The 21630-nt window shown below is 60.0% G+C and carries 15 protein-coding genes, 2 tRNA genes and 3 rRNA genes; 2 read left to right on the top strand and 18 right to left on the bottom strand.

Features of this window, described 5'->3' with window-relative positions; all coding sequences use genetic code 11:
- Positions 1-145 precede the first annotated feature (145 nt).
- From rrf to mrcB, 14 genes are all read right to left on the bottom strand, one after another.
- Positions 146-261, bottom strand: a 5S ribosomal RNA gene (gene rrf / locus ACXHGZ_RS02240).
- Positions 262-388: 127 nt separating this feature from the next.
- Positions 389-3281 (bottom strand): 23S ribosomal RNA (locus ACXHGZ_RS02235).
- A gap of 242 nt (positions 3282-3523) precedes the next feature.
- A tRNA-Ala gene (locus tag ACXHGZ_RS02230) sits at positions 3524-3599 on the bottom strand.
- A 21-nt stretch (positions 3600-3620) separates the two neighbouring features.
- Positions 3621-3697 (bottom strand) — tRNA-Ile (locus tag ACXHGZ_RS02225).
- Positions 3698-3782: 85 nt separating this feature from the next.
- Positions 3783-5319, bottom strand: a 16S ribosomal RNA gene (locus tag ACXHGZ_RS02220).
- The 16S, 23S and 5S rRNA genes sit together here with 2 tRNA genes alongside, the layout of an rRNA operon.
- Positions 5320-5805: 486 nt before the next feature.
- The gene (gene msrQ, locus ACXHGZ_RS02215; protein ID WP_480462168.1) at positions 5806-6414 is read right to left on the bottom strand and encodes a protein-methionine-sulfoxide reductase heme-binding subunit MsrQ; all 609 of its coding nucleotides are present in this window, start codon (positions 6412-6414) and stop codon (positions 5806-5808) included.
- Complete coding sequence (gene msrP / locus ACXHGZ_RS02210) at positions 6414-7427, bottom strand: protein-methionine-sulfoxide reductase catalytic subunit MsrP (protein ID WP_480462167.1); 1014 nt, start codon at positions 7425-7427, stop codon at positions 6414-6416. Before msrP ends, msrQ begins: the two co-directional genes overlap by 1 nt.
- Before the next feature lie 71 nt (positions 7428-7498).
- Complete coding sequence (gene pssA, locus ACXHGZ_RS02205) at positions 7499-8356, bottom strand: CDP-diacylglycerol--serine O-phosphatidyltransferase (RefSeq protein ID WP_084855446.1); 858 nt, start codon at positions 8354-8356, stop codon at positions 7499-7501.
- Between the two features lie 154 nt (positions 8357-8510).
- Entirely contained in the window at positions 8511-9527 is a 1017-nt protein-coding gene (ilvC, locus tag ACXHGZ_RS02200) for a ketol-acid reductoisomerase (protein WP_043215774.1), read from the bottom strand.
- Positions 9528-9585: 58 nt separating this feature from the next.
- Positions 9586-10077, bottom strand: a complete 492-nt coding sequence (gene ilvN / locus ACXHGZ_RS02195; RefSeq protein WP_003250040.1) for an acetolactate synthase small subunit — start codon at positions 10075-10077, stop codon at positions 9586-9588.
- A 1-nt stretch (position 10078) separates the two neighbouring features.
- Positions 10079-11803: an acetolactate synthase 3 large subunit gene (locus ACXHGZ_RS02190; RefSeq protein ID WP_480462164.1), complete on the bottom strand. Its 1725-nt coding sequence runs from the start codon at positions 11801-11803 to the stop codon at positions 10079-10081.
- Positions 11804-12211: 408 nt separating this feature from the next.
- The gene (locus ACXHGZ_RS02185) at positions 12212-12544 is read right to left on the bottom strand and encodes a YqcC family protein (RefSeq protein WP_480462162.1); all 333 of its coding nucleotides are present in this window, start codon (positions 12542-12544) and stop codon (positions 12212-12214) included.
- On the bottom strand, positions 12541-13323 hold the full coding sequence (locus ACXHGZ_RS02180; protein WP_480462160.1) for a tetratricopeptide repeat protein: 783 nt from the start codon (positions 13321-13323) through the stop codon (positions 12541-12543). The genes ACXHGZ_RS02185 and ACXHGZ_RS02180 overlap by 4 nt, the downstream gene beginning before the upstream one ends.
- A gap of 25 nt (positions 13324-13348) precedes the next feature.
- Positions 13349-15667, bottom strand: coding sequence for a penicillin-binding protein 1B (gene mrcB / locus ACXHGZ_RS02175; RefSeq protein ID WP_480462159.1), 2319 nt, complete (start codon positions 15665-15667; stop codon positions 13349-13351).
- A 153-nt stretch (positions 15668-15820) separates the two neighbouring features.
- On the opposite strand from mrcB, the gene ACXHGZ_RS02170 reads away from it, so the two are divergent.
- Together ACXHGZ_RS02170 and ACXHGZ_RS02165 are read left to right on the top strand one after the other, a co-directional pair.
- Positions 15821-17383: a bifunctional aminoglycoside phosphotransferase/ATP-binding protein gene (locus tag ACXHGZ_RS02170; protein ID WP_480462156.1), complete on the top strand. Its 1563-nt coding sequence runs from the start codon at positions 15821-15823 to the stop codon at positions 17381-17383.
- Between the two features lie 214 nt (positions 17384-17597).
- A complete protein-coding gene (locus ACXHGZ_RS02165; RefSeq protein WP_224457905.1) occupies positions 17598-17876 on the top strand; it encodes a TfoX/Sxy family protein in 279 nt (92 codons plus the stop codon).
- 189 nt (positions 17877-18065) lie between these two features.
- On the opposite strand, the gene ACXHGZ_RS02160 is transcribed toward ACXHGZ_RS02165, so the two are convergent.
- Genes ACXHGZ_RS02160 through ACXHGZ_RS02145 form a run of 4 tightly spaced genes read right to left on the bottom strand, consistent with a single transcriptional unit; the run spans position 18066 to position 21626 of the window.
- A complete protein-coding gene (locus ACXHGZ_RS02160; protein WP_480462154.1) occupies positions 18066-18944 on the bottom strand; it encodes a ChaN family lipoprotein in 879 nt (292 codons plus the stop codon).
- A gap of 11 nt (positions 18945-18955) precedes the next feature.
- Positions 18956-19723 carry a heme ABC transporter ATP-binding protein gene (locus tag ACXHGZ_RS02155; protein ID WP_480462152.1) on the bottom strand — a complete coding sequence of 256 codons (768 nt, stop codon included), beginning with the start codon at positions 19721-19723 and terminating at the stop codon, positions 18956-18958.
- On the bottom strand, positions 19723-20706 hold the full coding sequence (locus ACXHGZ_RS02150; RefSeq protein ID WP_480463979.1) for a FecCD family ABC transporter permease: 984 nt from the start codon (positions 20704-20706) through the stop codon (positions 19723-19725). The genes ACXHGZ_RS02155 and ACXHGZ_RS02150 overlap by 1 nt, the downstream gene beginning before the upstream one ends.
- A gap of 50 nt (positions 20707-20756) precedes the next feature.
- Positions 20757-21626, bottom strand: coding sequence for a heme/hemin ABC transporter substrate-binding protein (locus tag ACXHGZ_RS02145; RefSeq protein WP_480462151.1), 870 nt, complete (start codon positions 21624-21626; stop codon positions 20757-20759).
- Between the last annotated feature and the right edge of the window lie 4 nt (positions 21627-21630).

Below are 21630 nucleotides of genomic sequence, written 5' to 3'. Positions count from 1 at the left end.
GTGATCGAGGTGGCAGGGTTGGCGGCCGCTGCGCGCCCGCTTTCGCGGCACAAGGCCGCTCCTACAGGGGGAGGCGCGAATCTTTCGAGGACCAGAAAGACAAAACCCCTACCTGCTCACGCAGATAGGGGTTTTGCGAAATGAATCTTGACGATGACCTACTCTCACATGGGGAAGCCCCACACTACCATCGGCGATGCATCGTTTCACTGCTGAGTTCGGGATGGGATCAGGTGGTTCCAATGCTCTATGGTCGTCAAGAAATTCTGTTGCCAGAACGTCCAGATGGACATGCCAGCCAATTCGGATATGTGAATTTGTGATGCAAACTTTCGGTTCGTTCGTCTTCACCACCGCAATTCGCAACAGCAAATTGCTTGGGTGTTATATGGTCAAGCCTCACGGGCAATTAGTATCGGTTAGCTCAACGCCTCACAGCGCTTACACACCCGACCTATCAACGTCGTAGTCTTCGACGGCCCTTCAGGGGATTCAAGATCCCAGTGAGATCTCATCTTGAGGCAAGTTTCCCGCTTAGATGCTTTCAGCGGTTATCTCTTCCGAACATAGCTACCCGGCAATGCCACTGGCGTGACAACCGGAACACCAGAGGTTCGTCCACTCCGGTCCTCTCGTACTAGGAGCAGCCCCTCTCAAATCTCAAACGTCCACGGCAGATAGGGACCGAACTGTCTCACGACGTTCTAAACCCAGCTCGCGTACCACTTTAAATGGCGAACAGCCATACCCTTGGGACCGGCTTCAGCCCCAGGATGTGATGAGCCGACATCGAGGTGCCAAACACCGCCGTCGATATGAACTCTTGGGCGGTATCAGCCTGTTATCCCCGGAGTACCTTTTATCCGTTGAGCGATGGCCCTTCCATACAGAACCACCGGATCACTAAGACCTACTTTCGTACCTGCTCGACGTGTGGGTCTCGCAGTCAAGCGCGCTTTTGCCTTTATACTCTGCGACCGATTTCCGACCGGTCTGAGCGCACCTTCGTACTCCTCCGTTACTCTTTGGGAGGAGACCGCCCCAGTCAAACTACCCACCATACACTGTCCTCGATCCGGATCACGGACCTGAGTTAGAACCTCAAGGTTGCCAGGGTGGTATTTCAAGGATGGCTCCATGAGAACTGGCGTCCCCACTTCAAAGCCTCCCACCTATCCTACACAAGCAAGCTCAAAGTCCAGTGCAAAGCTATAGTAAAGGTTCACGGGGTCTTTCCGTCTAGCCGCGGATACACTGCATCTTCACAGCGATTTCAATTTCACTGAGTCTCGGGTGGAGACAGCGCCGCCATCGTTACGCCATTCGTGCAGGTCGGAACTTACCCGACAAGGAATTTCGCTACCTTAGGACCGTTATAGTTACGGCCGCCGTTTACCGGGGCTTCGATCAAGAGCTTCGCTTGCGCTAACCCCATCAATTAACCTTCCGGCACCGGGCAGGCGTCACACCCTATACGTCCACTTTCGTGTTTGCAGAGTGCTGTGTTTTTAATAAACAGTCGCAGCGGCCTGGTATCTTCGACCGGCATGGGCTTACGGAGCAAGTCCTTCACCCTCGCCGGCGCACCTTCTCCCGAAGTTACGGTGCCATTTTGCCTAGTTCCTTCACCCGAGTTCTCTCAAGCGCCTTGGTATTCTCTACCCGACCACCTGTGTCGGTTTGGGGTACGGTTCCCAGTTATCTGAAGCTTAGGAGCTTTTCTTGGAAGCATGGCATCAACCACTTCGTCGCCTAATGGCAACTCGTCATCAGCTCTCGGCCTGGAAATCCCGGATTTGCCTAAGATTTCAGCCTACCACCTTAAACTTGGACAACCAACGCCAAGCTGGCCTAGCCTTCTCCGTCCCTCCATCGCAATAACTGGAAGTACAGGAATATTAACCTGTTTTCCATCGACTACGCTTTTCAGCCTCGCCTTAGGGACCGACTAACCCTGCGTCGATTAACGTTGCGCAGGAAACCTTGGTCTTTCGGCGTGCGAGTTTTTCACTCGCATTGTCGTTACTCATGTCAGCATTCGCACTTCTGATACCTCCAGCAAGCTTCTCAACTCACCTTCACAGGCTTACAGAACGCTCCTCTACCGCATCACCCTAAGGTGATACCCGTAGCTTCGGTGCATGGTTTGAGCCCCGTTACATCTTCCGCGCAGGCCGACTCGACTAGTGAGCTATTACGCTTTCTTTAAAGGATGGCTGCTTCTAAGCCAACCTCCTAGCTGTCTAAGCCTTCCCACATCGTTTCCCACTTAACCATGACTTTGGGACCTTAGCTGACGGTCTGGGTTGTTTCCCTTTTCACGACGGACGTTAGCACCCGCCGTGTGTCTCCCATGCTCGGCACTTCCAGGTATTCGGAGTTTGCATCGGTTTGGTAAGTCGGGATGACCCCCTAGCCGAAACAGTGCTCTACCCCCTGGAGTGATACATGAGGCGCTACCTAAATAGCTTTCGAGGAGAACCAGCTATCTCCGAGCTTGATTAGCCTTTCACTCCGATCCACAGGTCATCCGCTAACTTTTCAACGGTAGTCGGTTCGGTCCTCCAGTCAGTGTTACCTAACCTTCAACCTGCCCATGGATAGATCGCCCGGTTTCGGGTCTATACCCAGCGACTAAACGCCCTATTAAGACTCGCTTTCGCTACGCCTCCCCTATTCGGTTAAGCTCGCCACTGAATATAAGTCGCTGACCCATTATACAAAAGGTACGCAGTCACCTAACAAAGTAGGCTCCCACTGCTTGTACGCATACGGTTTCAGGTTCTATTTCACTCCCCTCTCCGGGGTTCTTTTCGCCTTTCCCTCACGGTACTGGTTCACTATCGGTCAGTCAGTAGTATTTAGCCTTGGAGGATGGTCCCCCCATGTTCAGACAAAGTTTCTCGTGCTCCGTCCTACTCGATTTCACTGGCAAGAGATTTTCGTGTACGGGGCTATCACCCACTATGGCCGCACTTTCCAGAGCGTTCCACTAATCTCAAACCAGCTTAAGGGCTGGTCCCCGTTCGCTCGCCACTACTAAGGGAATCTCGGTTGATTTCTTTTCCTCAGGGTACTTAGATGTTTCAGTTCCCCTGGTTCGCCTCTTGCACCTATGTATTCAGTGCAAGATACCTAGGTTATCCTAGGTGGGTTCCCCCATTCAGAGATCTCTGGATCACAGTCTGTTTGCCGACTCCCCAAAGCTTATCGCAGGCTACCACGTCTTTCATCGCCTCTGACTGCCAAGGCATCCACCGTATGCGCTTCTTCACTTGACCATATAACCCCAAGCAATCTGGTTATACTGTGAAGACGACATTCGCCGAAAATTCGCATGTCGCGCGTTCGCGCAGAACTCACAAATTTTACCTTAGCCTGATGGCCCACCAGTGAAAGTGGTCATCAGTCTATCTATCACATATCCGAATTTTTAAAGAACGATCTGACAAAAGTCAGAAATCAACATTCACAGCGGAATGCTCATTTCTAAGTTCTGCAGGTAACTGCGTAGCAAAGCAAATGGTGGAGCCAAGCGGGATCGAACCGCTGACCTCCTGCGTGCAAGGCAGGCGCTCTCCCAGCTGAGCTATGGCCCCGTCGTCTCTGCACCCAGCGAATGGTAGGTCTGGGCAGATTTGAACTGCCGACCTCACCCTTATCAGGGGTGCGCTCTAACCAACTGAGCTACAGACCTATAACAGGGTCGCGTTACAGCATCGTCTTCTTCAAGGAATCAAGCAATTCGTGTGGGAGCTCATCAGCAGGCTGATGTCTTCGATTAAGGAGGTGATCCAGCCGCAGGTTCCCCTACGGCTACCTTGTTACGACTTCACCCCAGTCATGAATCACACCGTGGTAACCGTCCTCCCGAAGGTTAGACTAGCTACTTCTGGTGCAACCCACTCCCATGGTGTGACGGGCGGTGTGTACAAGGCCCGGGAACGTATTCACCGCGACATTCTGATTCGCGATTACTAGCGATTCCGACTTCACGCAGTCGAGTTGCAGACTGCGATCCGGACTACGATCGGTTTTGTGAGATTAGCTCCACCTCGCGGCTTGGCAACCCTCTGTACCGACCATTGTAGCACGTGTGTAGCCCAGGCCGTAAGGGCCATGATGACTTGACGTCATCCCCACCTTCCTCCGGTTTGTCACCGGCAGTCTCCTTAGAGTGCCCACCATGACGTGCTGGTAACTAAGGACAAGGGTTGCGCTCGTTACGGGACTTAACCCAACATCTCACGACACGAGCTGACGACAGCCATGCAGCACCTGTGTCAGAGTTCCCGAAGGCACCAATCCATCTCTGGAAAGTTCTCTGCATGTCAAGGCCTGGTAAGGTTCTTCGCGTTGCTTCGAATTAAACCACATGCTCCACCGCTTGTGCGGGCCCCCGTCAATTCATTTGAGTTTTAACCTTGCGGCCGTACTCCCCAGGCGGTCAACTTAATGCGTTAGCTGCGCCACTAAAATCTCAAGGATTCCAACGGCTAGTTGACATCGTTTACGGCGTGGACTACCAGGGTATCTAATCCTGTTTGCTCCCCACGCTTTCGCACCTCAGTGTCAGTATCAGTCCAGGTGGTCGCCTTCGCCACTGGTGTTCCTTCCTATATCTACGCATTTCACCGCTACACAGGAAATTCCACCACCCTCTACCATACTCTAGCTCGCCAGTTTTGGATGCAGTTCCCAGGTTGAGCCCGGGGCTTTCACATCCAACTTAACGAACCACCTACGCGCGCTTTACGCCCAGTAATTCCGATTAACGCTTGCACCCTCTGTATTACCGCGGCTGCTGGCACAGAGTTAGCCGGTGCTTATTCTGTCGGTAACGTCAAAACAGCAAGGTATTAACTTACTGCCCTTCCTCCCAACTTAAAGTGCTTTACAATCCGAAGACCTTCTTCACACACGCGGCATGGCTGGATCAGGCTTTCGCCCATTGTCCAATATTCCCCACTGCTGCCTCCCGTAGGAGTCTGGACCGTGTCTCAGTTCCAGTGTGACTGATCATCCTCTCAGACCAGTTACGGATCGTCGCCTTGGTGAGCCATTACCTCACCAACTAGCTAATCCGACCTAGGCTCATCTGATAGCGTGAGGTCCGAAGATCCCCCACTTTCTCCCGTAGGACGTATGCGGTATTAGCGCCCCTTTCGGAACGTTGTCCCCCACTACCAGGCAGATTCCTAGGCATTACTCACCCGTCCGCCGCTGAATCAAGGAGCAAGCTCCCGTCATCCGCTCGACTTGCATGTGTTAGGCCTGCCGCCAGCGTTCAATCTGAGCCATGATCAAACTCTTCAGTTCAATACTGCTTGGGTTTTTAAGAAACCCTAAACTTGGCTCAGCAATCTCAAATGACTATGTGATTTCTCGCATGGCCACTTGTGATGCTGATAATCTTGGCGACTATCAGTCCGTACTCACAAGCACCCACACGAATTGCTTGATTCGATTGTTAAAGAGCGATTTGGTTAAGCGCTTTGCTCAACCGAGGCCGCGCATTCTACGCTTTCCTCAGAGCCTGTCAAGCGTTTATTTTGAAGTTTTTCGTTCAACTTCAACCGCTTAACTCGCTGCGATCTCTCGTAGCGGGAGGCGAATCATACAGCGTTAAAACCTGCTGTCAACTGCCTTTTTCACCGCTGCCGATCTGTGAGACCGAAGCCTTCCGATACTACCTGAAGCGTTCAACTCATTGAATCTCAAGGAGTTTTGCGTTTCGACTGCGTCGGAAGTGGGGCGCATTATAAGGGGATTCAGAAGGACGTCAACCGTTATTTCAATAAAGTTTCAACTTGCCCTCCCTCGCCCCACCAAGCGAGGGACACGACGCCATACCGGCGGCAATCGCACGACCAACAACAGCGCACCAATAGAGGCATACACCACCCACTCCTTGAGGTCCGAACGCACGATCCAGAGAAAGTGCAGCAGCCCCAGCCCCAGGATGACGTATACCAATCTGTGCAACTTCTTCCACCGGGCACCCAGCCGCCGTTGACTGTATCGATTGGAAGTGGCCGCCAGCGCGAGCAGGCCCAGGAAGCCCAGGAAACCGACGATGATGTACGGCCGCTTGCGCAGCTCGACACCCAACTGCCCCCAATCCAGCCCCAGGATAAACACCATATAGGCCGTCATGTGCAGCACGATATAAGCAAAGCACCACAATCCCAGCTGTCGGCGCACCACAATCCAGCCCGACCACCCCGTCAGCCGTTGCAGAGGCGTCATGCCCAGAGTGACCAGGAGAAAGGTCAACGCGCCCAACCCCAGGCGATCCACCAGGATCTTGCCAGGGTCGGGCCCGAGCAAGCCCATAGCTGCCCCATAGAGCCACCAGGCCGGGAGCACGCACCCCACCAGGAAGATAGCCAGGCGAAACCAGGGATAGCGCATCAATAGTTCTTCCGCAGGTCGAGCCCGGTATACAGCGACGCCACTTCATCGGCGTAGCCGTTGAACATCAAGGTATCGCGCACATTAGGACTGAACAGCCCGCTGGGCAGGCGCCGCTCCCTGGCCTGACTCCAGCGGGGATGATCGACCGTCGGGTTGACGTTGGCATAGAAACCGTACTCCTCAGGGGCCAGGCTTTCCCAGGTGGTACGCGGCTGCTGCTCCACCAGGCTCATGCGCACGATCGACTTGATACTCTTGAAACCGTACTTCCAGGGCACCACTAGGCGCAGCGGTGCGCCATTCTGATTGGCCAGTTCACGGCCATACATCCCCACCGCCAGGATTGCCAGCGGGTTCATCGCCTCATCCAGGCGCAGCCCTTCTACATAGGGCCAGTCGATCAAGGCAAAGCCTGAACGCTGGCCGGGCATGGATTTGGGGTCCTGCAGGGTTTCGAAGCGCACATAACGCGCCTTCGAGGTCGGCTGCACCTGCTTGAGTACTTCGGCCAAGGGGAAGCCCAGCCAGGGAATGACCATCGACCACGCCTCGACGCAGCGCAAGCGGTAGATGCGCTCCTCGAGCTGGTAGGGTTTGACGAAGTCCTCCAGGGCATAGCGACCTGGCTTGGCCACTTCGCCATCGACCACCAGGCTCCAGGGTTCGGTCTTCAGGCTGCCGGCATTGGCGGCTGGGTCGCCTTTGTCCGGCCCGAACTCATAGAAGTTGTTGTAGTGCGTGGCATCCTTGAAGGGCGTGATCGCCTCATCTTTGACCGTGACCGCCTGCCAACGCGTACCCGCGAGCTTTTCGCCGAACCAACGTGGCGGCGCGCCTGGCGCGACATCGGCATAGCGCGACGGCTCAGCCGCCATACCGGCTGCCGGCAGCGCACCGAGCGCCAGGCCGGCAAGGGAGCCGCCGATCAAGCTACGCCGGGAAAGATAGATAGCTTCAGGGGTGATCTCCGATGTTTTGCAATCGGATGATATGGGAGATTTGATAAGCATGACGGCTCCATAGCACAGGCAACGGATGTACCTGTAAGACTATGGAGCCGGAGGGTTATTCCAGCATTAACTCATTGAGGTGTCTTGCGACGGCGACCACGCAGCAGGTACTGCACCGGGCCGGACACGGCATAACCGAGGAAGATCAGCAGCAGGATACGGGGCGGATCGCTGAACACCACGGCGAACACCAGCACTACGGCCAGGATCGCAACGAACGGCACGCGCCCCTTGAGGTCAAGCTCCTTGAAGCTGTTGTACTTGATGTTGCTGACCATCAGCATACCCGCAGCCGCCACCAACAAGGCAACCAGGAACGACAGCTTGGAGCCCTGGATACCGTAGTCGCTGAAGGCCCATACGGTACCGGCGACCACACCTGCGGCGGCCGGGCTGGCCAGGCCAATGAAGTAGCGCTTGTCGGCGGTACCGACCTGGGTGTTGAAACGCGCCAGGCGCAGTGCAGCACCTGCGACATAGATGAACGCCACCATCCAGCCGACCTTGCCCATATCGCCCAGCGCCCAGACAAAGGCCAGCAGCGCCGGCGCGACGCCAAAGGCGGCCATGTCCGACAGCGAGTCGTATTCGGCGCCGAATGCGCTTTGGGTGTTGGTCATGCGTGCCACACGACCGTCCAGGCTGTCGAGGACCATGGCCACGAAGATGGCGATCGCGGCGAAGGCGAAATACTTACTCGCTTCGCGCGGGTCGCCCGCACTGAGATAGCCGTGGGCACTGATGGAGCTGACGATCGAGTAGAACCCGGCAAACAGGTTGGCGGTCGTGAAAAGGTTGGGCAGCAGATAGATGCCACGATGGCGGACCTTGCGGCCTTCGGCGTCATGCCCTTCTTCAATATGCTCATCGACAGGTAGCAGGCTTTCGGCGTCGGAGGGCTTGTTCGGCTCTTCGGGACGTTCGCTCATGAAAAATACCTTGCAACGGAAGTGGAAAAAAATTCGACATGGGCCTGCTAAACAGGTTCTAACGGCAAGCCACTGGTCGCTTTATACCAGAAGCCGGCCGCCTAAATGAAAAAACGCGGCCGAAGCCGCGTTTTTTCATGTATCGAAGCAGACCTTAGTTCTTGGTCTTGTCGACGATCTTGTTGGCAGCGATCCACGGCATCATGGAACGCAGCTGCTCGCCGATGACTTCGATGCCATGGGCAGCGTTGTTGCGACGCTTGGCAGTCATGGACGGGTAGTTGGTGGCGCCTTCGGAGATGAACATCTTCGCGTATTCGCCGTCCTGGATGCGCTTCAGAGCGTTGCGCATGGCCTTGCGGGATTCTTCGTTGATGACTTCCGGGCCGGTGACGTACTCACCGTACTCGGCGTTGTTGGAGATCGAGTAGTTCATGTTGGCGATACCGCCTTCGTACATGAGGTCGACGATCAGCTTCAGCTCGTGCAGGCACTCGAAGTAGGCCATTTCTGGCGCGTAGCCCGCTTCGACCAGGGTTTCGAAACCGGCTTTGACCAGCTCGACGGTACCACCGCACAGAACGGCCTGCTCGCCGAACAGGTCGGTTTCGGTCTCGTCCTTGAAGGTGGTTTCGATGATGCCGGTACGGCCACCGCCGACGCCCGAGGCGTACGACAGGGCAACGTTCTTGGCGTTGCCGGAGGCGTCCTGGTAGACGGCGATCAGGTCAGGGATGCCGCCGCCCTTGACGAACTCGGAGCGCACGGTGTGGCCCGGAGCCTTCGGCGCGATCATGATCACGTCGAGGTCGGCACGCGGAACGACCTGGTTGTAGTGGATCGAGAAGCCGTGGGAGAAGGCCAGGGTAGCGCCCTTCTTGATGTTCGGCTCGATCTCGTTCTTGTACAGAGCGCCCTGGAACTCGTCCGGGGTCAGGATCATGACCAGGTCGGCGGCAGCGACGGCAGTGGCCACGTCGGCCACTTTCAGGCCGTGGGCTTCTGCCTTGGCCACGGTGGCCGAACCTTTACGCAGACCGACGGTAACGTCCACACCGGAGTCCTTCAGGTTGCACGCCTGGGCGTGGCCTTGGGAGCCATAACCGATGATGGCGACTTTCTTGCCCTGGATGATGGAAAGGTCGCAGTCTTTGTCGTAATAAACTTTCATGAAATACCCCTGTTATATCTCGGCTCCACGGAGCCATCACTGATTCTTGTATGCGTATTCAGATACTGAGCACTTTGTCGCCACGGGCAATGCCGGTAACGCCGCTGCGCACGGTTTCCAGGATCGACGCAGTGCCGATGGCCTGGATGAAGCTGTCCAGCTTGTCGCTGGTGCCGCTCAGTTGCACGGTGTACACGCTGGCGGTGACGTCGACGATCTGGCCACGGAAGATATCCGTGGTGCGCTTGATCTCGGCGCGCTGGGCGCCGGTGGCCTTGACCTTGACCAGCATCAGCTCGCGCTCGATGTGAGCACTTTCCGACAGATCGACGAGTTTGACCACTTCGACCAGCTTGTTCAGGTTCTTGGTGATCTGTTCGATCACTTCATCATGACCAACGGTCGTCAGGGTCAGGCGCGACAGGGTCGGATCCTCAGTCGGCGCCACGGTCAGGCTTTCGATGTTGTAGTTACGCTGGGAGAACAGGCCGACCACGCGAGACAAGGCACCGGGTTCGTTTTCCAACAGCAGGGAAATGATGTGCCGCATATCAGGTACGCTCCGTCTTGCTCAGCCACATGTCACGCATCGAGCCGTCCTTGATCTGCATCGGATAGACGTGCTCGGTCCTGTCGACCGCGATGTCGATGAACACCAGGCGGTCCTTCATCGCGAAGGCCTCTTCCAGCTTCGGCTTGAGGTCCTTCAGGCTGGTGATGCGGATACCCACGTGACCATAGGCCTCGACCAGCTTGACGAAGTCAGGCAGCGACTCCACGTAGGAGTGCGAGTGACGGCCGCTGTAGGCCATGTCCTGCCACTGGCGAACCATGCCCAACACACCGTTGTTCAGGTTGACGATCTTCACCGGCAGGTCGTACTGCATGCAGGTGGACAGCTCCTGGATGTTCATCTGGATACTGCCTTCGCCGGTCACGCAAGCGACGTCCTGATCGGGGAAGTTGAGCTTGATGCCCATCGCCGCCGGGAAACCGAAGCCCATGGTGCCCAGGCCGCCGGAGTTGATCCAACGGTTCGGCTTGTTGAAGCGGTAGTACTGCGCCGCGAACATCTGGTGCTGGCCTACGTCGGAAGTGATGAAGGCATCGCCCTTGGTCACTTCGCAGAGGGTCTCGATCACGGTCTGCGGCTTGATCACGCTGCCGTCGCCCTTGTCGTAGGGGAACAGGTCGCGATCGCCACGCCATTCCTCGATCTGCTTCCACCAAGCATCGAGCGCGGCCTTGTCGGGCTGCTCGCCAATTTCCTTGAGGATGGTCAGCATCTCGTTGAGGACGCTTTCCACAGGGCCTACGATCGGCACGTCGGCCTTGATCATCTTGGAGATCGACGCCGGGTCGATGTCGATGTGGATGATCTTGGCATTCGGACAGAACTTGGCCGGGCCGTTGACCACACGGTCATCGAAACGCGCGCCGACCGCGAAGATCACGTCGGCATTGTGCATGGCCATGTTGGCGGTGTAGCTGCCATGCATACCGAGCATGCCGAGGAACTGACGGTCGGTACCCGGGAAGCCTCCCAGGCCCATCAGGGTATTGGTGACCGGCAGGTTCAGCGACTTGGCGATCTCGGTGAGCGCCTCGGAGCCGCCGCCGAGGATGACGCCGCCGCCGGAGTACACCACCGGGCGCTTGGCGGCCAGGAGCATCTCGGCCGCCTTGCGGATCTGGCCGGAGTGACCGCGTACCGCCGGGCTGTAGGAGCGCAGCTTGACCTTCTTCGGGTAGACGTATTCGAACTTCTCGGCCGGGTTGGTCATATCTTTTGGAATGTCGACCACGACCGGGCCTGGGCGACCGGATTGCGCCAGGTAGAAGGCTTTTTTCAGGACTTCGGGAATTTCCGTGGCATGTTTGACCATGAAGCTGTGCTTCACGATCGGCCGGGAAATACCAATCATGTCGGTTTCCTGGAAGGCATCGGTCCCTACCATGGTGCTGGGCACCTGGCCAGAGAGGATGACCATCGGGATCGAGTCCATATAGGCGGTGGCAATGCCAGTGATGGCATTGGTAGCGCCCGGGCCGGAGGTGACCAGTACCACGCCGGCCTTGCCGGTGGCACGGGCATAACCGTCCGCCATATGGGTGGCAGCCTGCTCATGACGAACCAGGATGTGGTTGATCTCCGGTTCCTTGAACAGGGCGTCGTAAACATGAAGGAGAGCACCACCAGGGTACCCATAGATGTGCTTAACGCCTTCGTCACGCAAGAAGCGGACGACCATCTCAGCGCCAGATAAAAGCTCCACGTTGTTCACCTCTAAAACGCCAGAATACCGCCCTCATTGGGCGGGTCTTAATAGGTTTACTGCCAAGCAGAGCATGAGCGAACGTCAGCACTGACTGAGCAAGTATTGGGAGCGCCCCAGAGTGTTGCGGGGGTTTCCCACCCAGCGCGAGGTAACGCGTTGCGGGGTGTAACAAGTCGGCGCGGGTGTGCGCCTCATGATCTGCTTAGCGGGTCTGCTTCTGGCAGTCCCTCTACAGCGGAAACTGGATTCTTCTGATTCGGCACGCGTAAGTCAAGAAAAATTATTGCCAATTTTTCCCAAGGATGAAGTGCTGCCACCACTAAAAACGAGCTCTGCAGCAGAAAAATAAAGAATCCAATAAAAAAGGGCCACAATCTGCGGCCCTTGAAGGAAAAAGAGAAGAAATCAGGCGGAAGGACTGATCAATTGATCGAACGCTGCCAGCAGGCGCCGTAGCTCGCGGCTCTGTTCCGGACGATCGACGAACACGGTTTCGGCCATGACCAGGATGCCGGAGGCGTTGGGGAGCGGATGCCCTTGCTCGATGATGAGCTTCATACGGGGCAGGAAGATCCATTGCAACCACTGCTCGAAGGCCATGGTGTCCACCGCGAACGGCACCACACTGGCGAGCGCCTCAGCCGTTGGCGCCTCGGCGCTCCACCAGCCCTGGACCTGCAGCTCACGCTCGATCAGCAGCAGGTGGTCGGCGATGTCCAGGATACGCTGCTCCATCACGATGTCGTCCGCGCCTTCTGCCGCGCCAATGCCGCGCCAGCGCTGTCACCCTGCTTCTCGCGGGCCTGGGCGATGGTGTTCCACAGCTCGGCCTGCAGGTCGGGGCGACCGTTGGCGTAGGTCAGGGCGCGACGGGCCAGTTGTTCGGCCTGGGCGGCGTCGCCCTGGGCCAGGCGCACCTGGGCCAGACGGAACAGTACCTGCGGCTCGCGCGGGGCGATGCGCTGGGCACGCTCCAGGCTCGATGCGGCACCGTTGAAGTCACCGCCGCCCTGCTGCTGTTGGGCAGTGGTCAGCAACGCCAGCACAGGGCCGTCCAGTTGCTCGTCGGCCGACAAGCCACCGCTGCCCACGTTGCTGCGCGGAATGCCGGTCGGGGCGCCGGAGGTGGCGCTCGGCGCGCTGTTCATCGACGCGATGTCGAACGGTTCATCCGCCACCGGATTGGGGTTGGTGGTAATCGGGCCGGTGCCGATCGGCCCAGGCGTGATCGGCCCAGTGCTGATTGGCGCCGCGCTGCTGCCGGCCGGGAAGGACTGGATCGGTGCACCGCCGGCCCCTTGCGGGATCATTACGGTCACGCCGGAGTCTTCGGGCAGGGCCTGGGCCTGGCGGGTGCCGCCACTGGTCGCCAGGCCACCGCTGCGGTTGGCCGCGACCCGCTCGCTGTTGGAGACCCGGGTGCTGGAGTCCACCACCGGGATATTGCCGCGCGGCACGCTGGCACAGCCATGGAGCACGGCCATCGCCGTCAAGGCAGGAAACAACCACTTGTTCACGTCACACCCTCTTCGAAGCTAGCGCTCAATTCATCCATCCCTTGACCCAGTCCATGACGGACTCGACCGGGTCCTGTGGGCCACAGATGGCACCAGGAGCCGGTTCACTCCCTCGAATATACGGCATCTGCACCGCCCCCGGACAGCTGCTGTCCGACCCCTGGCCGCTGTACGGGTCGATCCAGGCTTGTACCACGTTGTCCGGTTGCGGCATGTCCAGCGGCAGTGGGTCGGCCTTGCGCATGAAGCTGGTCCAGACCTGCAGAGCGCCGGTGGCACCGGTGAAAGGGGTCTTGCCGTTGTCGTCACGCCCCAGCCAGACCACCGCCAGCAGGTCCTGGCTGAAACCGGAGAACCAGCTGTCGCGCGAGTCGTTGCTGGTACCGGTCTTGCCGGCCAGGGTCAGCGAGCGTGGCAGCACGTTGTAGACCGAGCGGCCCGTACCTTCGCGCATCACCCGCTGCATGGCGTTCTGCACCAGGTAGATGGCGCCCGGGTCGAAGGACTGCTGGATCTGGAACGGATAGCGCTTGAGCGGCTCGCCTTCGGCGGTGAGCACGCTACGGATACCGCGCATCGGCGTGTTGAAGCCACCGTTGGCGATGGTCTGGTACATGGTCGCGACCTGCATCGGCGACATGCCGCCGGCCCCCAGCAGCATCGACGGGAATGCCGGCCAGTCGACGTTCACGCCGAGCCTGCCGATGGTCTTGATCACGTTGGGCACACCCACTTCCAGGCCGATCTTGGCGGTGGACAGGTTGTACGAGTTCGCCAGGCCCTGGTACAGGTAGATGGTGCCGTGGGGGCGGCGATCGTAGTTCTGCGGGCGCCAGACCTGGCCGTCGGCACCTTTGACCGAGAACGGCTCGTCCTGCACCCAGCTGGTCAGGGTGTACTTGGTCGGTTTTTCCAGCGCAGTCAGGTACACCGCCGGTTTCACCAGCGAGCCGATCGGCCGTACCGCATCGATGGCTCGGTTGAAGCCGGCGAAACCGGCCTGGCGACTGCCGATCAGTGCCTGCACCTCGCCGGTTTCGGGGTTGGTCACCACCATCGCCGACTCCACCTCATCAGCGCCCTTGCGCCCGGCCAGGCGCTTGAAGGTCTCGCTCATGGCCGTCTCGGCCTTCATCTGCAAGATCGGGTCGAAACTGGTGAAGATGCGCAGGCCTTCTTCGGTCAAGTCTTCGTCGCGGTAGTCCTGGCGCAGCTGGCGCTTGACCAGGTCGAGGAATGCCGGGAAGGAGCTGTCGGCGAGGCTGCCGCGCTTGGTCACGCCCAACGGCATCTTCTTCGCCGCCGCGACCGCTTCCGGGGTCGCCACGCCCTGCTCGGCCAGCAGGTCGAGCACCAAGTTGCGACGGGCCAGGGCGCGGTCCGGATGGCGCCGCGGGTTGTAGTAGGACGGCCCCTTGACCATACCGACCAACAGGGCGATCTGGTGCAGCTTGAGTTCGGCCAGCGGCTGGCTGAAGAAGAACTGGCTGGCCAGGCCGAAGCCGTGCACGGCGCGCTGGCCGTCCTGGCCGACGAACACCTCATTGAGGTAGGCCTCGAGGATCTCGCGCTTGTCGTAGTGCAGCTCCAGCAACACCGCCATCATCGCTTCGGTCAGCTTGCGGCTGAGGCTACGCTCGTTGGTGAGGTAGAAATTCTTCACCAATTGCTGAGTCAGCGTACTGCCGCCCTGGCGCATCGCGCCCGCCGACGTGTTGACCCACATGGCGCGGGCGATGGACTTGGGCGATACGCCCAAATGGCTGTAGAAGTCGCGGTCTTCCACGGCCACCAGGGTTTCCAGCAGATACGGTGGCACCTGGTCGATCTTGATCAGGATGCGGTCTTCCAGGTTCTTGGGGTAGATGCCGCCGATCATCAGCGGCTCCAGGCGCACCACGTCGAGCTTGCCGCCATTGGCCCCGGAGAGCCCTGCCACGTAGTCGCCGGAAAAACGCACGCGTACGAACTGCGCGGGCTCCATCCCCTCGTAGAACTGGAAGCCACGGGTATTGAGGTCGACGGTGTTACCGTTGACCGATGCTTCGCCCGGGCCTTGGGCGGCGGTTTCACGGCGGTAGCCGAGGGCATCGAGTTCGGTGAGGAAGTCGTTCTTGCTCAGCTTCTGGCCGACGAACAGCTCCAATGGCCGGGCGTACACCTTGGCCGGGATGGTCCAGCGCTTGCCGGAGAACTTCTCCTGGACGACAGCATCGAGGTAGACCGCGAAGCCGGCGATCAGCACCAGGCCGACCAGGCTGAGCTTGAGGGCCCAGCCCAGCCAGGCGCGGGAGCGGCCGGTCGGGCGTTTCTTGGGGGTGCGGGAGTTTCGGGTACGAGTCATGGCGGCGGATTATACGCACTTTGGTCAAGGCTGGTGGGCTGCGGGGCGATTCAGAATAGTCGCTTCGTCCGCCTGGAATTCCAGCGGTTTGCAGGGACGGCACCATTGACCATAATGGCGCTTTCGAATTCCCTGCCTCCAGAAGGATTGCCCGTGAGCCAAGCCCTGATCAGCGCGCTGCAGAACCCCGCCCTCTATTCCCATCCGGTGGACGGGTTCCAGCTCATCGAGACGCATATCTCCTGGGTGCTGCTGACCGGCGAATATGCCTACAAGATCAAGAAGCCGATGAACTTCGGCTTCCTCGACTTCACCGGCCTGGACCAGCGCCAGCATTTTTGTAACGAAGAGCTGCGCCTGAACCAGCGCCTGACCGACGGCCTGTACCTGGAAGTCCTGCCGATCACCGGTAGCGCCGAGGCTCCGCAACTGGGCGGCGATGGCGAGCCGATCGAATATGCACTGAAGATGCGTCAGTTCCCTCAGGGGCAGATGCTCAATACCCTGCAGGCCAATGGCGAGCTGAACGCCGGCCACATCGACCAGATGGCCCGGCAGATCGCCGAGTTTCACCTGCAGGCGCCCAAAGTCGCGGTCGATCACCCATTGGGGACACCGGAGAGCGTCATGGCCCCGGTGGAGCAGAACTTCGAGCAGATCCGCCCGTTCCTCACCGACAAGGCCGACCTGCAACAACTGGACAACCTGCAGGCCTGGGCCCGCAGCAGCTTCGAGCGGCTGCACGGCCTGCTCGAAGCGCGCAAGGCCAATGGCTTCATCCGTGAATGCCACGGCGACATCCACCTGGGCAATGCCACGCTGATCGATGGCAAGGTGGTGATCTTCGATTGCATCGAATTCAACGAACCCTTCCGCCTGACCGATGTCTACGCCGACATCGCCTTCCTGGCCATGGACCTCGAAGACCGCGGCCTGAAGTGCCTGGCGCGCCGCTTCATCAGCCAGTACCTGGAGCTGACCGGCGACTACGAAGGCCTGGAGCTGCTGAACTTCTACAAAGCGTACCGTGCCCTGGTACGCGCCAAGGTCGCCCTGTTCAGCATGCCGGCCGAAGCCGACGGCGTGCAGCGCGCCACCACCCTGCGCACCTACCGCAACTATGCCAACCTGGCCGAAAGCTACAGCGCTATTCCATCGCGCCTGCTGGCCATCACCCATGGCGTCTCGGCCGTGGGCAAGAGCCACGTGGCCATGCGCCTGGTCGAAGCCCTGGGCGCGATTCGAGTACGTTCGGATGTCGAGCGCAAGCGCCTGTTCGGCGAGCAACAGCAACAAAGCGCTGGCCAACTGCAGGCCGGCATCTATGACCAGGACGCCAGCCGCGCCACGTATCAGCGCTTGCATGAGCTGGCGGCGATCATCCTGCGTGCAGGCTTCCCGGTGGTGCTCGATGCCACTTACCTCAAGCTGGCCCAGCGCCAGGCCGCGGCCCAGGTTGCCAACGAAACGGGCGTTCCGTTCCTGATCCTCGATTGCCAGGCGCCCGACGCCGTCATTGCCAGCTGGCTTGCCCAGCGCCAGACCGAGGCTAACGACCCCTCCGATGCCACCCTGGAAGTGGTCAAGGCCCAGCAGGCCAGCCGCGAACCGCTGAGCGCCGAAGAACTGCCCCACTGCAAGCGGGTGGACACTCAGGAAAGCGCCAGCATGGACCAGTTGATCGAGCAAATCCGCCAGCGCCTCCCGGGCATCTGAACGGTTCATGAAGGGCTGCTTTTGCAGCCCTTTTTTGCATGCCATCGCGGCCGGGTAAAGCCGCTCTCACGGACGCCAATGCCCAGCTTTCAGGATCGCCCTCGTCGGGGGTCGATGGCAAAAGGCCGCGTATTTCCCAACCCCCGCTACACTCCTTTCTGACCTGCTCGCGATTTATTCCACAGACCTCGTTCAGCCATCGCCAGGAGGCCAGATGAACGATGAATTGCAGCATCTGAGAAATCTTGGCAAGACCTCCGCACAATGGCTTCACGCCGTCGGTATCCACAGTGCATCGGACCTGCGCCGCCTGGGCGCGGTGGGCGCCTATCAGGCCGTGAAGTCGCGAGGGTTCCGGGCCTCGAAGGTGTTGTTGTACTCCATCGAGGCAGCATTGCTGGACATGCACTGGAACGATTTGCCCGCCGAGCGCAAGCAGGCGCTCGACGATCAACTGGATGCCAAGACCCCTGCGCAAAAAAAACCAAAATAATCGGGTGGAGGGATTGACGTCGAAATGAGAATCGTTATGATTAGCACAACTGGTCGCGAGACTGGTTGGATAAGCTGAAAGGTCCCTGGTTCGGACGCTCAGATTATCTCCTCATCAGGCTAATCACGGTTATTGACCCGGCAGTTTTGCCGGGTCTTTTTTTGGCCGGCATTCGGCAACGGCGGTATCTCATCGCCGCAACTGAGCGCAATAGTCCTGGGCAGGCAATGCCGCCGTGTACCACACATAGTCCGCCATGCCTGGCTCGACCTTCTCTCCGACCTCCACCAGCAGCAAGACCTTCGTCTCGCCCGGCGCCCCCAGGTCTGCCAAGTGCAGCGGCACGCCAAGGTCCTTGCGTGCATGGTAGCTGCCAGCGAACAGCAAGGCCGGGGCCGGCGCAGCCATCATCCGCTCGGCGATACGCCGGTCGCGCTGTTGCTGGACGGCAAGCATGGCTGGCAGTTGCGGCTCCGGCAGCAACCCACAATGGCCAGCACGGACTTGTTCGAGCAACGCAGCCTTCACCGCCGGAGCATTCGAGTGCTGCCCTTCCAGCACCTGCGGGTTGCGATAGGCCTGGCGCATTTCATCCGGCGTCAGGTTGGCTGCCAGCAAAGGGATCTGCCGCTGCAGGGCCTCACGCACGATAGGCCCGTACAACCGCCAGTCCCATCCCTCTTGCCAGGCCAGGGCCTGCGGCAGCTTCTCGGGCTGTGTCGCCTGCCCTTGCAGTGCATCGACCAAAGGTTGCTGCGCTGGCTGTAGCATTTCCAGCAACAGGCTGCCCTGCGCACGCCGGGCTTCCAGCGCACGCAGCAACCATAACTGCAGGGCGTGGTGGTCGGGATTGTCGTGCTTTTCGCCCACCAGCACCCGAGGAGCCCACGCCAACTGCGCCACGAGCTGGTCAGGAGTGAGCCGTCGGCCATCAGCCAGGTTGCGGATCTCCCCTAGCTGCGCATCATTCCGCCCCTCTGAGCTCTGCCAGGCGGGCAACGGCGGCAGGTTGGCCTGGCAGCCGGTCAATACCAGGACCAACAAGCCGGACCACAACCCATTACGCATGGCAGAACCTCCTAGCGGATGATGATCAGCGGATGCCCACGCTCCGGATGCGCCTGCACCAGCACATCGATGCCGAACACCGCCTTGAGCGCGGCGGGTGCAAGAACTTGTTGCGGTGTACCCAGGGCATGGCTGCGCCCCTGCTCCAGCAACAGGATACGGTCACAGTAGCGCGCCGCCAGGTTGAGATCATGCAGGATGACCAGCACCGCTGCCCCTTGGTCGGCGAATCGACGTACCGCCTGCAAGGTGGTGTGCTGGTGCAAGGGGTCGAGCATCGAGGTGGGTTCGTCCAGCAACAACGTGCTGCCCGCCTCGCCTGGCCATAACTGCGCCAATACCCGGGCCAGGTGCACCCGCTGGCGCTCACCGCCGGACAGGGCCAGGTAGTTGCGCTCCAGCAGGTGCCAGGCATCTGCCGCACGCAAGGCCGCCTCGACGATTTCCCGATCACGCTGGCGGCCGCTGGCGTGAGGCAGCCGGCCGAGCCCGACCACCTCTTCGACGCCAAAAGCAAAACCCAGGCTGGAGACCTGTGGCAACACCGCCAGGCGACGAGCGCGCTCCTGGCCCGACCAATCTGCCAACGGGCGCCCCTGCAACTGCACCTGCCCCTGGCTGGGCACCAACTCGCCACACAAGGCGCCCAACAGGCTGCTCTTGCCGGCGCCATTGGGCCCTAGCACACCCAGGACTTGCCCGGGCCGCACCTGCAGGTCTATCCCGTGCAGCACATCATTGCTGCCACGCCGCAGGTGCAGGCCGTCGACTTGCAACATCAGGCGCGCCCTCGAATCAGCAGGAACAAGAAAAATGGCGCACCGATGAATGCGGTCACGATACCGATCGGCAGCTCTGCGGGTGCCAACGCCAGGCGCGCCACCAGGTCGGCGAACAGCAACAGCGCCCCGCCGGCCAACAAGGATGCCGGCAACAGCACCCGATGGTCCGGCCCGCAGAGCAGACGTACCAGGTGTGGCACCACCAGGCCGATGAAGCCGATCAGCCCGGCTGCAGCAACGGCGGCCCCCACTCCCAAGGCAGTACAGAACACTAGCTCGCGCTTGAGCGCTTCCACGTCGATACCCAGGTGCCGCGCCTCCGATTCTCCCAGCAGCAGGGCATTGAGCGCCTGGGCTCGGCGTGGCAACCACAACGAGACGGCCGTCGCCACCAGCAACAAAGGCCACAGGCGCTCGTAGCTGGCGCCGTTGAGGCTGCCCAGGTTCCAGAATGTCAATGTACGCAAGGTGGCATCGTCGGCCAGGTAGGTGAACAGCCCCACGGCCGAACCCGCCAGCGCGGTCAGGGCGATGCCCGCCAACAGCATGGTGGCGACGTTGGTCTGGCCGTCGCGCCGCCCCAGGCGATAGACCAGCGCAGTGACGCCAAGACCGCCAAGAAAAGCGCACGCCGACAGCAGGTAAGGAGCGAACCACTCCGGGATCCCGCCCAACCAGCTGCCGCCGACGATCGCCACTGCCGCGCCCAGGGCCGCGCCACTGGCAACGCCGACAAGCCCGGGGTCGGCCAACGGGTTGCGGAACAACCCTTGCATCGCCACGCCTGACAGCGCCAGCACCGCACCCACCGCCAACCCCAGCAGGGTACGCGGCAGACGGATCTGCCCAAGAATCATCTCGGCCTGCTCCAGACCATCGACGGCAATGGGCAACCCCAACAGGCGCAACCCTGCACGCAACGTATCGAACAGCGGCAGGCTGACCGGGCCCAATGCCAGCGACAACCAAGTCGCCAACAGGCACAGCAGGGTCAGGCCGATGAACAGAGCACGAGGCTGGACACGTTGTCTCATTGGGCGGCCGGATAGAAGGCCTCGACCAGGCCGTTCAAGGTCGTTGGCAGGCGCGGGCCAAGGCCACCGACCAGCAAGGTCGGGTCCAGGGAAACCAGGCGTTTGTCACGCGCTGCACGGGAGGCTGCCAGAGCTGGGTTTTCCTTGAGCAGCGCCTGCATGGCCTGCTCCCCCTCCAGGGCACGGTCGGAAAACACCACCACGTCCGGGTCCAGGGCAGCGAGGGTCTCGACGGAGAAGTTCTTGTAGCCTTGGTGATCGGCCAGGTTGCGGGCACCGGCCTGGCGCAGCAGCCAATCGCCGGACGTCCCCTGGCCTGCGATCAGGGGCTTGGCGCCGGCATGACCGACCAACAACAGGACTCCCGGAACCTTCCCGCTGGCCTGGGCCCGCTTGACCTTCGCCTGCACGGCCTTCAGTTGCTGGTGATAACCGGCGCTCAGCTCGGCGGCCTTCTGCTCGGCACCAAGCAGGCTGCCCAATTGCTTGAGGTTGCCGTCCACGGCGCCCAGTTCGGCTTTGCTGGAAAACAGCTCGACCCGCACACCCGCCTTACGGATCTGCGCCAGCACGGGGGGTGGCCCCATTTCCTCGGTACCGACCAGTACATCAGGTCGCAGGCTGAGGATGCCTTCGGCAGACAGCTGGCGTTGGTAGCCGATGCTGGGCAGCGCCTTGAGCGATGCCGGGTGCTGGCTGGTGGTATCGACCCCGACCAACCGCGGCTCGCCCCCCAAGGCACTGATCCATTCACTCAACGCACCACCGGCACTGACCCAGCGCTGCGGCAGCTCTGCGCTCCAGGCCTGGGTGGACAGAAAGGCCCCCACACACAGGGCGATCAGGGCAGCAGGACGACGCATCATCGTA

The sequence above is a fragment of the Pseudomonas shiyinii genome (assembly GCF_056725765.1).
This window is presented reverse-complemented; position numbering and strand designations above follow the sequence as displayed.